The organism is Synechococcus sp. CS-197 (genome assembly GCF_025128215.1).
Classification (GTDB): Bacteria; Cyanobacteriota; Cyanobacteriia; order PCC-6307; family Cyanobiaceae; genus Synechococcus_C.
Map to the genome: position 1 here is coordinate 57,719 of NZ_JAHLZC010000009.1, position 14,687 is coordinate 72,405.

The window sequence follows — 14,687 nt, forward strand, 5'->3', positions numbered from 1 at the left end:
CGGTCGAACGCGAGGCCATGGTTCTGTCCCATCCGGTTGCCAGCAATGACCAGGAGAAGCTGGACCAGTTGCAGCAACTCGACAGCGCCATCGAAGCCGTGGTCTTGCAGCGGCAAAATCCGCTGAGCGGACTGCTTCCGGCGAGCACGGCCCATACCGTTCACGGCAACTACGGCGATGCCTGGGTTCGCGACTGCGTGTACTCGATTCAGTGCGTTTGGGGCTTGGCCATTGCCCACCGCAAACTCCTCGGCCCATGCCAACGCAGCTGGGAACTGGAGCAGCGGGTGGTCGACCTCATGCGCGGACTGCTCAGCGCCATGCTGCGTCAGTCGGAGAAGGTCGAACGCTTCAAGCACAGCCTGGATCCACTGGACGCGCTCCATGCCAAGTACAACAGCCGGACTGGGGAACCGGTGGTGCCTGACGACGGATGGGGGCACCTCCAGCTCGATGCCACATCACTGTTTCTGCTTCAACTGGCCCAGCTCAGTCGCAGCGGTCTGGCTGTGATCCACAACCGCCATGAGGCGGCCTTCATTCAGAACCTCGTGTACTACGTCGCCCGGGCTTACCAGACCCCGGACTACGGCATCTGGGAGAGGGGAGACAAAGGCAACCATGGACTGCCGGAACGCAATGCCAGCTCGATCGGCATGGCCAAGGCTGCCCTGGAGGCTCTCGACGGTGTGGATCTCTTCGCCGCCCATGGCGATGGCAGCGTGACCGTGCTGATCCCTCCCGGAGCCGTGGTGCGTTTAAGGCGAGCGCTGCAGGGGCTTCTCCCACGTGAATCCGCCAGCAAAGAGGTGGACAGCGCCTGTTTGTCGGTGATCGGCTATCCCGCCTGGGCGATCGAGGATCCTGAGCTTGTTGAACGCACCGCCCGACGCATCCGCCGGGAACTGGGCGGCCTCTACGGATACAAGCGCTTCAGGCGCGATGGCCACCAAACCGTGGTGGAAGACATCACGCGCCTGCACTACGAATGCGATGAACTCGCCACGTTTGAGGGAGTGGAATCGGAATGGCCCCTGTTCCTGGCTTATGAATTGATCACCGCCTGTTTTGAAGAGCGCTGGGACGACGCCAGACAGTGGCGCCATCGCCTGGAAGCCGTTCGGGTGGAACGCAACGGCCAGATGCTCTACCCAGAGCTTTACCTCGTTCCCGCAGAAGCCGTGGAACGCGAACGCCAGCGCCCCGGGAGCCAGAAACGCGTCGCCAATGACAATGTCCCCCTGCTCTGGACCCAGAGCCTGGCCTGGCTCGGGGAGATGCTGATGGACGGGCTGATCGAGGCCGCAGACCTCGATCCCTGTGGCCGGCGTCTGCCGTCTGTTCTAGGCGCGCAGTCAGTCCTGGTCTGCTTGGCGCCCGACGACCCCAGCGTGGCCTCGCGCCTGAAGGAGCTCGGGCTTCCGGTTAGCGATTTAGACACTGCAGGGATCGAAATCCTGAGCTCCGATGCCCTGCGTCAACACCTGAGCGCCGTCGGCGTTGACGAGGCGCTTGGCCTGAGCGGTTGTCCACCTTTAAGGCCTGAGACTGCCGCCAGTGCCAGGCTTTATCGGTTGGGTGAACGGCAGCTGGCCTTTCTTCCCGCCGTTCTTGAAGAGGGAACGTTTTATCTCAGCCACGACCCCAGACATCTGGTGGACAGCGTGGTGAACGAGCTGCATCTGCTGCAGAGGCACTGGCAAGGACCTGGTTCACCCCTGCTCTTGATTCCAGTGCAGGCCTCCTTGCTGGAGCGAGGAGACACCCATCTGCTCGCCCTCACAGAGCGTCTTTGCAGTGGTTGCGTGGAAGACGTGCATGTGGAGTTCGCAACCCTGGAAACGCTGGCAGCCCGAGCCCAGTGGCATGAACTGCCTCATCACGCACTGGCGACCTCTGAACTGCCCCCCACGGCCAATGCCAGGCAACTGCTCAAGGCTTCGACCGATCTGAGTGATCTCACCGCTGCTCAGGAACAGGAGCTGGACGACACATCGTTGGAGGAGCTGCGACGGCGTCTCTGGTCGAGCAACTCCCTGCGCGAGCAGGCCGAAGTGCTGGAACTGCTCACGCGCAAGCTGGGAAGCTCGGCGATCCTGAGCGGCCCTAACGGAGCTCCGGTAGAAATCAAAACGCTGCTGGAGGAGATCTACCGACGCGGGTTGCAGCAGGAGGACTGGAACGTGGCCCGTCGCTGCGCCGGCGCCATGGGACTCATTCACCCGCAGCTGGACGACGCACTGATCGACCTGCTCAGCCGGCAGAAGCAGGTGGTGGTTGGACGCAATTACACCAAGGCCTCACGACTGAGCACCCCCGTGTCCAGCCAGGCGATTGCAGCTCTGATCGAGCAAACCTGCGGCAGTGATGGTCGCGAGTGGATGCTGCAGCAGGAACTCCTGCTGGCCCTCGACGGGATCGCCAGGCGCGAACCCGACATGATCCGCGGTTCTCTGACCTTCCAGCTCGGACAGTTGATGCTTTTGCTCACGTCTGAGCTTGCTGCTGAACGACAACTCAGCCAGGACGAAGCCTTTGAGGCCGTGTGTGACGAGCCGCCGCACCGCCTTGGCCAACGGCTGCGCACGGTGCTGGCGGATGTCGATCATGCCCGCGACGCCTTGCAGCGAAGGGAGTTGCTGCACGTGCGCGGTCAGGTGCAATGGACGGTGCCCGAACCGCTTGAAACCGGTCCCGGTGGCAGCGACTGGCTCCAACATCGCATCCGTCTTGGCTCACTCCAGCAGGTGCCCAAGGAGTTCTACGCAGGCATCTGGTCGCTTCTGCACCACTGTCGGGGACTGGTGATTGGCGACAAACTCGAACGCCGCAATCGCCTGACCAGCGCCCTCCTGCTGGAGAAAACCCCCGGTGAGCGCAACTTTGCGATCCAGGTTGAACATCTCCTCAGCCGCATCACCGCACCCGAATACCGGCAACTGTGCACGGAAAGCCTGCTCTCACTGATGGCTTTTGCCACCGCCAACCCCCAGATCCAGATTGAGGACGACATCGCTCTGGATGTGGTGATCGGCCATGCCGTTCGCGTGGGCTGGCATGCCACGCATCCTGACCTGAAGGAGGCCGATTACGCCCAGCACAAAGCCAGTGCGTGGGATCAGTTCTACCGCTCATCCCCTGCCCTCTGCCGTCACTGGCAGATCGCAGCTCTGCGTCAGCTCGCCGATCGGGACACTCTGAACTGAATCACAGAAGGACGGGAGCGCCGACTCAGATCGGCGCCTCGAGCGGAATGCCAACGCCAGGTTGTTCCACCGCCTGCTCAATCAGATCCGCCAACCGCAACGCCCTGGAGGCCTGCTGCCCATCCACCGCTGGGGTCTCCTGGCCTCGCACACACTGCAAGAAGTGCTCGAGCTCGGCGTAGAGGGGCTCAATCGACGTGGTGCTCACCTCCTCAATGAACCCGTCGTTTCTGTAGAGCAGTTCTCCGTGATCAGCCGAATACCACTCATGGGCGCGGCGGTGGATGTGCAGGTTGTGATTGAGAAAGTCTGTCTCCACCAGGCTCGAGCGGCAGTGAGCGCTGAGACTTCTGATCTTGCGATGACTCATCTTGCTGGCCGTGAGACTGGCCACCACACCATTCTCAAACCCGAGCGTGGCATTCACGTAATCGATCGGGCCCGACGAACTGCGGCCACCGGCCGCAGCCAGATGCACCACCGATGAGCCGGCGAGCTCAAGCACAAGATCGAGATCGTGAATCATCAGATCCAGAACCACCGACACATCGTTGGCGCGGTCGGCATGGGGGCTGTGACGACGGGCTTCGAGCACCACAACCTCCTCGTTGGCCACCACTTTGGTGAGCTCCCTGAAGGCGGGGTTGAAGCGCTCGATGTGGCCGACCTGAAGCAAGCGGCCGCCTCTGCTGGCGGCATCAATCAGGGCAGCGGCCTCCTCCTGGCTTGCCGCGATGGGCTTTTCAATCAAGACGTGCACACCGGCTTCCAGGCAAGCCAGACCCACGGGGTGGTGGAGCAGGGTCGGAACAGCAATACAAACGGCCTCGACCTCAGCGAGCATGTCGCGGTAATCAGCGAACCAGCGACATCCGAACTGCTCTTTGGCCAGAGCGCCTCGGGCGGAATCCGGATCGGCCACACCAATTAGATCAGCGTCTTTCAGCAGGCTGAGAACGCGGGCATGGTGCCAGCCCATGTTGCCGATGCCAATCACGCCGACCTTCACCGGAACCATGGTGTCGGTCATCAGCGGGCCTGCGCGAACGCGCTGATTATCGGTGATCGACGCGGCGGTTAGCGAAACGAACTAAGGCTCTTCTGGCTTGGACGAGTCCTGGGTTGAGACCTCCTGGTCGGGCAGCACCAGACGCACCCTCACGATGCGAGGTCCCGCCATGGCGAAGATCTCGAACTGAACACCGTCATGGCGAAGCGCTTCTCCTGGGGAGGGGATGTGCTGCAGTTTTTCCAGCAGGAAACCGGCCAGGGTGTGATGGTCGCTGGCCTCTGGCAGATCCAACCCGAGCTGGCGGTTGAGCTCGAAGATCTCCAGATCACCCGCAACGAGCCAGGCTCCCGGCTGGCCTTCCACCGCCTGGAGATCAGGCTCATCGCTCTCCTCGGCAGGTTCATCACCGACGATTTCGCCGTTGAGATCGGCAGCGGTGACCAGCCCCTCAGTCCCGCCGTGTTCATCCACCACCAGAAGCAGGGGATGCCCTGAACGGATGATCGCCAGGAGATCCGCAAGGTTGCTGGTTTCCAGAACGGTCTCAGCAGGCATCAGGTAAGGCTCGAGCGACGAGTCTTCCTTCAGTTCCCCCCGGGCGATCGGTTCGGCCAGGCGCCTGAGATCGAGCACACCACGCACGTCGTCAAGCGATTGCCCGATCACCGGAAAACGGGCATGGCGGGTGCGATGCACCGCCTCCATCAACCCAGCGAAGCGCACCTCAACTGGCAGGGTCACCATCCCGGAGCGGGGCACCATCACCTCGCGCACCTGGGTGTCGCGCAACGCGAACACACCCTCGAGGATGTTGCGTTCATCGGGCTTCAGACCGGTCACGCCACCGCTTTCGATCAGGGTCTCCAGCTCACTGGCCGACAGCACCGAGACGGTGGCACCCCAGCGTTGGCTGAGGCCGGCGACGCGCAGAAGAACAGCCGCCAGAGCATTGAGGACCGCGAGCAGGGGCTGGAGTGCCCGGATGGCACCCTCCAGCACCGGCCCCAGCTGCAGCGCCGCGCGCTCGGGGCCACTCAACACCCAGGCTCGCGGCAACAGCCCGGCAATCAGGGTGGCCAGCACCACCAGCACCAGGAACCAGGCCAGATCCCACCAACGACCGGAGGCCATGTCCAGCGGCCACCAGCGCTGACCAAAGCCGCGGCCCGTCCAGCCGAGCGCCACGAGCGAGAGCGACGTCCCGAACTGGGTCATGAGCAGCGCTGTCGGGAAACGCCGCTGCAACCTCAGCAACGCCTGGGCGCCAGGCCGGTCTTGCTCGTTGAACTCCTGCACCTGACTGGGTCTGAGCCTCAGCAGGGCCACCTCGGCGGCTGAAAACAGAGCCGGCAGAACCAGCAGCGCGATCAGCAGGAGTGGGCGCATTCGGGAGAGGGGATGGGGGTCGCGAGGATCGAACTCGCCTTAGGCGAATTATGAGTTCGCTGCATTCACCAGATTGCTAGACCCCCGCAACCGAGGTCTTACCACAAAGCACGAACAGCGGGAAAGGGGTCGGGCGATGGCTGCACCACGGGCTCGGGCTGCTGCATCTCCTCCGCCAGGCTGCTGCCGAATCCATTGGATAAATCAACCGTGCGCCAGGGAATGGGTGCACTCTGCTCTTCGAGCAGAACCCGGGTGGTGTTCTGAAGAGCGGATCCGTCCCAGATGATGGTTTGGTCGGGGAATCCCAGACCCATCAAGCGCTGACCATCGGGCCCAGCCAGCGCGATACCAAACAGATCAGTCACCTGGTGCAGAAGGTCGACCCCTCGGGCATAGGACGACGTCCAGGTGTAGAAGCGACGCTCCACCAAAGCCTCGGTGGTTTCCACCGGGGCACATCGGGTCACCTCCACAGGCTGGGCGACACCCTCAGCCAAAGCCGACACCTGTGCAGGTGCCTCCAGGGTGGTGGTGCAGACCATCGGCTTGGCCAGTCCTTGGGGGCACAGAGCCAAGGGCAAGAACAGAAGCAACGGGCTGAGGCGATGCCAGGCCACGGAACGAAACCACCACTGCGCGCAAACTAGGCAGAGGATTCGCCACGCACCAGCCCCCATGACCGATCGTTCCGACCCATCCATGGATCGCGATGTTCTTCTCGACCGCCTGGCGCGGGAGGCCTATCGGTTTGGACACTTCACCCTGGCCTCGGGCCGCAGCAGCGACCATTACGTGAATTGCAAGCCGGTCGCCCTCAGCGGAACCGGCCTGGCCCTGCTGAGTCCGGCGATGCTCGCGCTCGTGGAGGCCGACGCGGTGGCGGTGGGTGGACTCACCCTTGGTGCTGACCCTCTCGTGAGCGGTGTGGCCATGGCAGCCGCGCACCAGGGCCGGGCACTCGATGCCCTGATCGTGCGCAAACAGGCCAAGGGCCATGGCACTGGCGCCTGGCTCGAGGGGCCCCTACCCCAGCCAGGAGCCCGGGTCACAGTGCTGGAAGACGTCGTGACCACCGGTGGCTCATCGATCAAAGCGGTGCAGCAGCTCCGTGAAGCGGGGTACACCGTGAAGCGGGTGGTCACGATTGTGGACCGCGAGGAAGGGGGCAGCGCCGCCATGGCCGCGGCCGATCTCGAGCTGGTCAGCCTGTTCAAACTGAGTGACGTGGCAACCCGCGCGCAGGAGCTGTCGGCGTGACGGTGGACGGATCGAAACCCCAAGCCCTTCTCTGGGACGAGCACTTTGCTGTCGTCCGACTGGAAGGCTCGGGCTGCGCAGGATTCCTGAACGGCCAGACGAGCGCCAAGGTGGAAGGCGCACCCTCAGGGCCAATCATCCAAGCGTGCTGGCTCAATGCCACGGGCCGGTTGCAGGCCCTGCTGGAACTACGCCTCGACGACCAGGGCGCCGATGTGCTGGTGCTCAACGGTGACGCTGACCAGCTGGCCCAAGGCCTGGATCGGGTGATCTTCCCAGCAGACCGCGTCCGGCTTGGTGCACCGCGACAACAAAGGCGCCTGCAGCACTTGAGCAGCGACCAGGCACCAGGCGTGGAGACCGTGCTGTGGCTCGATGACGACGCCATCGTTCCTGCGCCATGGAATCAAACGCAAGCGTGCACAGCAGCCGATCTGGAGCGCTGGCGGCTTCAGCAGGGCTGGCCCCTCGGGGCCGAAGAGATCACGGGCGACACCAATCCCTTTGAACTGGGCCTGGCGGGGTGGGTGAACCTCGACAAGGGCTGTTACCTGGGCCAGGAGACCCTGGCCAAACTGGGCTCGCGCGGTGCGGTGAAGCAGCAGTTGCGATGCTGGCAATGCGCAGATCCAGGGGCCGCAGACCTCCAACCCGGCGATGCGCTGGTTCTGAACGGGGAACGGGCCGGACGCATCACCAGCGTTGCGGATCCCAACGGGACTGAACCTCGGCTTGGCTTAGCGCTGATCCGCCGCCAAGCGCTCGAGGCCACAACCCTGCAGAGCGAACCCACGGACTCCAGGCCCCATCCACTAACGGTGACTGTGAAGCGCCCAGGAGCCTTTCAAGATCCACCCAGCGGGCGTTAACCCTTTCCGAGCGTTTCGTCTTGCGCCAATAACCAGGCGGCCACCGCCCAGGTCGCCAGGCCGTCATCCCGGTTGTAAGCAAAAATCCAGCGCAGCGCCTGCACGTGGCCCCGGCCTCCCGGCCCGGTTCCCCGCCACTGCCGCCACCACAGCAGTGCCCGGGCACCATCCACCCCCGTCTGTCCCCAGCGAAAGCCGAGCCAGTCCGCCACGGTTTTGAGCCCATAGCTGTTCAGCGGCAGACGCCAATGACGGCGGAGTCGCTCATGCACATCCACCAGCCGACGTCGCAACGCCGCCAGATCCGCATCCCCCACCCCCTGACGCTGGGCCATGCGGCGCAGGGCCAGGGATTCCGTTTCTCCGTAATGGAGCACGGGCCAATCGGGGTACTGCCGCAACATCCGTTGGAGGCGGGTCCAACAAGCCCCCTCTCCATGCTCCTGCAGGGCCAGAAGAGGGTGATAGGTGGCGCGGGAGAGATCCCAGCGGCCCTCCAATCCTCTGGGCAAACGCACGAATCCATGCAGGAAATCGTCGCGGGCATCGGGATCGGATTCGATGTCGTACAACAACACCCCAGGTGCTTCAGCCAGTTCCGGCAGGGCCGGTGGTACAGCCAGGAGCTCCGCACATCCATCGCGCTGGGCCCGTGCCTGCGCCACCAGAGGTGCCGCCACTGCACCGTGCTGTTCACCGAAGCGCTCGAGCTGCAGCGCCAGCCGCTCTGGATCGGCATCAGCCAGAGCGGCCAAGCCATCGATGCCGATCTCGATCAGCATGTCTCTGCGCTTGGCACCGATGCCGCTCACTTCGCTGAGATGGCCTTCACGGGCGGCGTCGGCGTTGCATACACCACGCCATGAACACAACGTGCACTTGCGTCGGTCCGCCGCCAGAGCCGGCGGGGTGGGGCGCTTCAGATCCGCCGCCAGCTTGGTGAGCGACTCATCGAGTTGACGCTGAAGTGCCCCGCCGAGCGGCACTCTTTCGCGCTCGAGGCGCCGACCGGATCCAGCCAAAGCCAGGCCGTCGCGGACAGGGGCTTGCTGGAGCTGTTCGAGCAGGCGCCCGGCCAGGGCCAGCTGCAGCCTGTGTTCACGCGTCAGCCGTCGCCCCTGCCGGGCCAGCACAGGCCGGTAAACAAAGTCACCCCAACGACTGGAGCCCGCGCGACGCTGGAGAAGCGCAGGGTGAGCCTCCACCGCCAGCCCCTCGCGGGTGGTGGAGCGCAGCCGCAAGCCCACCACACCCTCCTCTCCCTGTGCGCAGGCCTGTAGTCCATGGCCAGGCTTCCTGGCCAGGAGCGCCACAAAACTGCGCTGCTGATCATCAAGCTGAAGCGTGCGATGGGCCGTGTAAAGCCTCAGCTGGTTGCTTCCATGGCGATCCAGCCAGGCCCGTCGGCGGCAGCGCGTCCAGCTGCGCAGCAGACGATCCGTGAGCGGCTTGTCAGCAGAGCGGGTGTCACCCATGGGCCGACGTTACGGCGGCCGGCTGCTAGATCCAGTGCATTGCAGGCTTCCTATGGCGTCGGCTCCTCTTCCCCTAACGGCAGCACCCATCCGTTTTGGAACCGATGGGTGGCGCGGAATTCTTGGGGTGGACATCACCGTGGAACGACTGCTTCCGGTGGCGGCCGCAGCAGCTCAGGAACTGGCTTACCAAGCGCCTGAAGGCCTCAAGAGCCGCACGGTGGTGATCGGTTACGACCGACGCTTTCTGGCCCCTGAGCTAGCCGAAGCGATCGCCGCGTCGGTGCGCGGGGCTGGGTTGGATCCATTGCTCACCAGCACGCCGGTGCCCACGCCCGCCTGCAGCTGGGCTGTGGTGCAGCGCCAGGCCCTCGGCGCCCTCGTGATCACCGCCAGTCACAACCCACCGGAGTGGTTGGGTTTGAAGATCAAAGGGCCCTTTGGCGGCTCCGTGGAAGGTGACTTCACGGCTGCGGTGGAACAACGACTGGCTGCCGGCGGACTCTCCATTCCTGTCGCTGGCGACCTTCCCCGGTTTGATGCGCGGGGCGAGCATCTCCAGGGCCTGCGCAACAAGCTCAATCTGAGCGCCATCACCCAGGGGCTGAGATCGATGGGCCTGAAGGTGATCGTGGATCCGATGCACGGTTCCGCCGCCGGCTGTGTGCAAGACCTCCTGGGTCCTGAGGCGGAAGGGATCGTCACCGAAATCCGCAGCAGCCGTGATCCCCTCTTCGGGGGATGCCCGCCGGAACCCCTGGCCCCCCATCTCGAGCAACTGATCGCCGCGGTACAGACCTCCACGCAAGCGGGACAGCCGGCCGTCGGGCTGGTGTTCGATGGCGATGGCGACAGGATCGCAGCGGTTGATGAGACCGGTTGTTTCTGTAGTACTCAGCAGTTAATGCCTCTGCTGATCGACCATCTGGCAGGGGCGAGAGCGCTGCCGGGCACGGTCGTGAAGACCGTGAGTGGCTCTGATCTGATGCGCCTCGTTGCCGAGGATCTTGGTCGAACCGTGCTTGAACTGCCCGTGGGCTTCAAGTACATCGCCGCTGAGATGCTGAGCGGAGAGGTCTTGATCGGTGGCGAGGAATCCGGCGGCGTGGGCTTCGGCATGCACCTGCCAGAGCGGGACGCCCTGTTCGCTGCGATGTTGGTGCTCGAGGCTCTTGTGGATGGCGGCAAGCCTCTGGGCAAACGGCTCGAAGCCTTGCGCAATCGCTGCGGGGGGGCCTGCCATTACGACCGCCTCGACCTGCGCCTGCCCGACATGGATGCGCGCCGCCGCCTTGAGGCCCTGCTCGGGGAGCAGCCACCGCAGTCCGTAGCCGGTGTGGCCGTTCAAGAGGTGATCACCACCGATGGGGTGAAGCTGCGACTCGGTCCAAGCCATTGGCTGATGCTGCGGTTCTCAGGAACCGAACCGCTGTTGCGCCTCTACTGCGAGGCGCCGGATGCTGAGCGGGTGGCTGAGGTGCTCGCCTGGGCCCGCAGCTTCGCGGAGGCCGCATGAGCCCGTCCCTGCGCACCCTGGTGATCGCCAGTGGCAATCTCGGCAAGATTCGTGAATTCGAACACCTACTGACCGGTCTTCCTCTGCAGATCACAGCCCAGCCGGACGGTCTGGACGTGGAGGAAACGGGGCAGACCTTCGCTGCCAATGCCCGTTTGAAAGCCGTGGCCGTCGCTGACGCCACAGCGTCCTGGGCTCTTGCCGACGACTCAGGCCTGAGCGTTGATGCTCTCAACGGAGCCCCTGGGGTGCAGTCCGCCCGCTATGCCCCAACCGACCCGGAACGGATCAGCCGACTGCTCGAGGCCCTGAAGGATCGCGACGACCGTAGTGCCCATTTCAGCGCGGCCTTGTGTCTGGCCGCTCCTGGTGGTCGCGTGTTGCTGGAAGTGGAGGGTCGCTGCGCTGGCCAGATCACGCGCAGCCCCCGAGGCGAGGGTGGTTTCGGCTACGACCCGATCTTCGAAGTGGATGGCACCGCACGCACCTTCGCCGAGATGACCACGCCAGAAAAGAAAGCGCAGGGTCATCGGGGGCGGGCCTTTGCCCTGCTGGAACCCAAGCTCCGGCAACTGCTCATGGAGGCCTGAGACCACCGTGGTGACCTATGTCACGAAGTCCTGACAGACGACTCCTGTACCGTGAACGCTGTCGCTGACGAGGTCTATGGCCATTGCCATGACCACGGGTTACAGCGCGCAGACCGAAGGCGCTCTCCTCTGCATTGAAGCCGCCTCGGACTGGGCCCTGACTTGTGTGGATCAACTTCCTGTATCTGACAGCCACGTGCTGATCGATTACGGAGCAGCCGATGGAGGGACCGCCGTAGGGCTCTGGAGCCAGATCCTCGATCGCCTGCATGCCAAGCAGCCGCAGGCTCACCTCACGTTGATCGGCAACGATCTGCCAAGCAACGACAACGTGGCCCTGGCCGAAAATCTGGCGCTGCAGATTCCCAGGGACCCCAAGCCCACCGTTCTGGTGAGTGCCCGGAGTTTTTACGAGCCCTCCGTCGGCCCCAACACCATTAGTTTCGGCTTCTCCGCAACAGCCATGCACTGGCTGAGCGAGTCACCCGGACCGCTCAATACCCATACCCACGTGTTGGCCTCGGGAGACGCCGATGCGCTGCAGCGCTTCACGGCCCAGGCCCTCAAGGACTGGACCTATGTGCTGGAACTGCGCAGCCGCGAGCTGATTGTGGGTGGCCGGCTGCTGACCGTGAACCTGTCACGGGACCATGAAGGCCGCTATCTCGGACACAACGGCGGCGAGACACGCAATGTGCACGACCAGTTGCATCAGATCTGGCGTGAATTGGCCGACGAAGGGGTGATCAGTGAGGAGCAGTACCGCAACGGCACGGTGCTGAACTTCTACAAGTCCCCCGATGAATTCATGGCGCCGCTGAAGGACGAATCATCAGCGCCTTACCGCAACGGCCTGCGTCTGGTGGATGAACGCACGGTGTACGTGAAGTGCCCATACCGCAGGCGCTGGAACGAGGATGGCGATACGGCCACCTTTGCGGCAGGCCTGATGGCCACAATCCGCAGCTGGAGTCGCCATAGCTTCGCCAGTGCTGCCGGTGACAAGGCCGCTGACCTCGTTTATGAGCGCCTCCAGCAACGCATTGCCGATGCACCGAGCGAGTGGAGCCTCGATTACGTCGAACACCACCAAATGATGGAGAAAGTGGCCTGATGACAACGATCACCCGTCCCAAGCCGACCGTGTCGGTGCTGGCTGAGCACGTCTCAGATCATCTCTCGGTGTTTGTCGTCGCGGAGAACACCGACTCCGCCCGCCCCGCCAATGGCGGTCTGCGCTTGCTCAACTATCCAAGCGACGCAGCGTGCATCGCCGACGGAGAACGCCTGGCAGGGCTGATGACGCACAAGCATGACCTCTATGGAACGGGGTTCGCCGGAGGCAAGATCGTGGCGCGCGCTGCTGAACCAGCGGCGGTGAAGGACGAGCTGATCCAGGTCACGGCTGGCCTGCTCGAATCCCTCGATGGCGCCATGATCACCGGCTGTGATCTGAACACCAGCCTGGAAGACATGGAGCGCCTGACGGCGCTTACCCCCCATGTGCTGGCTGCTGTCGGAAGCCCGGTGGATGCCAGTGCCGCTACGGCCCACGGCACGTTGGGCGCCGTTGAAGCTGTCCTCGAAGCCGAACTCAGCCAGGCCACCCCTGGCCGTGCTCTTGTGCATGGCTGCGGCGCCGTGGGAGGCACTGTGGCTCGCGTGCTGGTCGAGCACGGTTGGACTGTGTTCACGGCCGATCTCGACCGATCACGCGCGAGTTTTCCTGGAGCCACCCCCCTGCCCAGCGACTGTCCTTGGTGGGAGATCAAGGTGGATCTCCTGATCCCCTGCTCCATTTCCGGGCTGATCAATGCGGAGATGGCCTCCGCACTGAAGGTTGCTGCGGTGGTACCAGCGGCCAATGCCCCCTTCCAGCAGCCCCAACTTGCTGACGATCTACGCCGCCGCAACATCCGCGTGCTGCCCGACCCACTGGTGAATGCCGGTGCCGTGATTGCCGATTCGATCGAACGCTTTTCACCGGATGCCTGGGAAGGTGCTGGTGCCAACGATGTGTACGCCTTCGTTCGCCAGGAAGTGCGTCAACGCGCAACCAACTATCTCAATCAGCGTGACCAGGGGCTGTCGGTGGGTGATGCTCTGGTGGAAGTGGCCGCAGAACGGGAGCATGATCCCATCGGCCTCAGTTTTGGAGACGCTGCATGAGCCAATCACCAATGCCTGTCAAGGCCGAGGTCGTGATAGTCGGTGGCGGCATGGCTGGCCTGAGCTGTGCAGCAGCTCTCGGCCGACGGGGAGTGCGTGATGTCGTGCTGTTGGAAGCGAAGACGCTGGCCCATGCACGGGCCAGCAGCTTCGGTGAAACCCGGATGTTCCGGGAGATGTATTCCGACCCGGTGCTCTGCCGACTGGCCCAGGAGGCCAATCGCCTCTGGCGGCAGGAAGAGCAGCACGCCGGAGAGCCCCTGAGGGAAACCCACGGGTTGTTGTTCTACGGCGAAAGTTGGGACGAAGAAACCATCGAAGGGTCCATTCCCGGTGCCCGGCGGGTAATGGATGAACAGAACATTCCCTACGAGGCTCTGAGCGCAAAGGAGATCGCCGAACGTTTTCCCCTCAAACCCAAGGCCGACTTCACAGGTTTATTCGAACCCACCGCAGGAGCAGTCCGCAGTGACAAGGTGATCGCCCACTGGCGGCGCACAGCGGAACAGGCGGGTCATCGCCTTCTGGAGGGCACTCCAGTGAAAGGAATTGATGCCGACGGCGGCGGCGTGACCCTGGCTGACGGTCATCACATCGCTGCCGATCAGGTGGTGGTGGCTTGCGGCATCTGGAGCGATCTGTTGCTGGCCCCGCTGGGTCTGTCTCCAAAGCTCGAGATCTGGCCGATGTTGTGGGCGCATTACACCGTTGACCCCGCCTTGGCAGATCGCTATCCGCAATGGTTCTGCTTCCAACGGGAACGCGGCGACGATGGCGGCCTGTACTACGGATTCCCTGTCCTCAGCCACACGGCAGATGGACGGCCGCGCATCAAGGCCGGTATCGACTGGGCTCCCAAGGAGCTGCGGGTTGCTGAACCGAATGCCATGTGCAGTGAAGCCCCGGCGCGACTGCTCGAACTTCTCGACACCTTCCTGTTCAACGAACTCAACGGAGTGCAGGAGCGGGTGGAGACGGTGATGAGCCCCTACTCCATGACGAGCGATGTGAACTTCGTTCTCGATCGCCTCACGCCAAAGCTCAGCCTGTTTGCAGGCGGCTCGGGCCAGGCGTTCAAATTCGCTCCTCTCGTTGGCGATTCCCTCGCCCGACTGGCCTGCGGTGAATCACCGGCCGTGGATCTCTCCTGCTGGAGTCATCAACGTGAGGCCGTGCGCGCCTGAAGCGCGACCCGTCAGTTCTT

12 protein-coding genes and 1 tRNA gene are annotated in these 14,687 nt (G+C 63.7%); 8 read left to right on the top strand and 5 right to left on the bottom strand.

Annotated elements, in window-relative coordinates:
• The first annotated feature begins 17 nt into the window (after window positions 1–17).
• On the top strand, window positions 18–3,206 hold the full coding sequence (locus tag KQ296_RS02665) for a glycoside hydrolase family 15 protein (protein ID WP_011932214.1): 3,189 nt from the start codon (window positions 18–20) through the stop codon (window positions 3,204–3,206).
• A gap of 25 nt (window positions 3,207–3,231) precedes the next feature.
• Here the strand turns inward: KQ296_RS02665 and KQ296_RS02670 are convergent, their stop codons facing one another.
• The 4 genes from KQ296_RS02670 to KQ296_RS02685 all read right to left on the bottom strand — a co-directional run bounded on the left by KQ296_RS02670 (window position 3,232) and on the right by KQ296_RS02685 (window position 6,284).
• Window positions 3,232–4,236: a Gfo/Idh/MocA family protein gene (locus KQ296_RS02670; protein WP_011932213.1), complete on the bottom strand. Its 1,005-nt coding sequence runs from the start codon at window positions 4,234–4,236 to the stop codon at window positions 3,232–3,234.
• A gap of 60 nt (window positions 4,237–4,296) precedes the next feature.
• On the bottom strand, window positions 4,297–5,604 hold the full coding sequence (locus tag KQ296_RS02675) for a hemolysin family protein (protein WP_011932212.1): 1,308 nt from the start codon (window positions 5,602–5,604) through the stop codon (window positions 4,297–4,299).
• 13 nt (window positions 5,605–5,617) lie between these two features.
• Window positions 5,618–5,690 (bottom strand) — tRNA-Ile (locus KQ296_RS02680).
• Between the two features lie 12 nt (window positions 5,691–5,702).
• A complete protein-coding gene (locus KQ296_RS02685) occupies window positions 5,703–6,284 on the bottom strand; it encodes a hypothetical protein (RefSeq protein WP_011932211.1) in 582 nt (193 codons plus the stop codon).
• On the opposite strand from KQ296_RS02685, the gene pyrE reads away from it, so the two are divergent.
• Both pyrE and KQ296_RS02695 read left to right on the top strand, forming a co-directional pair.
• Window positions 6,283–6,864, top strand: a complete 582-nt coding sequence (gene pyrE / locus KQ296_RS02690; RefSeq protein WP_011932210.1) for an orotate phosphoribosyltransferase — start codon at window positions 6,283–6,285, stop codon at window positions 6,862–6,864. The two genes, KQ296_RS02685 and pyrE, sit on opposite strands and share 2 nt — an antisense overlap.
• Window positions 6,861–7,733, top strand: coding sequence for a folate-binding protein YgfZ (locus tag KQ296_RS02695; protein WP_011932209.1), 873 nt, complete (start codon window positions 6,861–6,863; stop codon window positions 7,731–7,733). Before pyrE ends, KQ296_RS02695 begins: the two co-directional genes overlap by 4 nt.
• Here KQ296_RS02695 and KQ296_RS02700 read toward each other — a convergent pair.
• The gene (locus KQ296_RS02700) at window positions 7,730–9,208 is read right to left on the bottom strand and encodes a TM0106 family RecB-like putative nuclease (protein ID WP_011932208.1); all 1,479 of its coding nucleotides are present in this window, start codon (window positions 9,206–9,208) and stop codon (window positions 7,730–7,732) included. The two genes, KQ296_RS02695 and KQ296_RS02700, sit on opposite strands and share 4 nt — an antisense overlap.
• A gap of 52 nt (window positions 9,209–9,260) precedes the next feature.
• On the opposite strand from KQ296_RS02700, the gene KQ296_RS02705 reads away from it, so the two are divergent.
• From KQ296_RS02705 to KQ296_RS02725, 5 genes are all read left to right on the top strand, one after another.
• Window positions 9,261–10,724 (top strand): phosphoglucomutase/phosphomannomutase family protein, encoded by a 1,464-nt coding sequence (locus tag KQ296_RS02705; protein ID WP_011932207.1) that lies wholly within the window; start codon window positions 9,261–9,263, stop codon window positions 10,722–10,724.
• A complete protein-coding gene (rdgB, locus tag KQ296_RS02710) occupies window positions 10,721–11,314 on the top strand; it encodes an RdgB/HAM1 family non-canonical purine NTP pyrophosphatase (RefSeq protein ID WP_011932206.1) in 594 nt (197 codons plus the stop codon). The genes KQ296_RS02705 and rdgB overlap by 4 nt, the downstream gene beginning before the upstream one ends.
• 76 nt (window positions 11,315–11,390) lie before the next feature.
• Window positions 11,391–12,428, top strand: a complete 1,038-nt coding sequence (locus KQ296_RS02715; protein ID WP_011932205.1) for an SAM dependent carboxyl methyltransferase — start codon at window positions 11,391–11,393, stop codon at window positions 12,426–12,428.
• Complete coding sequence (locus KQ296_RS02720) at window positions 12,428–13,483, top strand: Glu/Leu/Phe/Val dehydrogenase dimerization domain-containing protein (protein WP_011932204.1); 1,056 nt, start codon at window positions 12,428–12,430, stop codon at window positions 13,481–13,483. Before KQ296_RS02715 ends, KQ296_RS02720 begins: the two co-directional genes overlap by 1 nt.
• Complete coding sequence (locus KQ296_RS02725) at window positions 13,480–14,667, top strand: FAD-dependent oxidoreductase (RefSeq protein ID WP_041428334.1); 1,188 nt, start codon at window positions 13,480–13,482, stop codon at window positions 14,665–14,667. Before KQ296_RS02720 ends, KQ296_RS02725 begins: the two co-directional genes overlap by 4 nt.
• Window positions 14,668–14,687 lie beyond the last annotated feature (20 nt).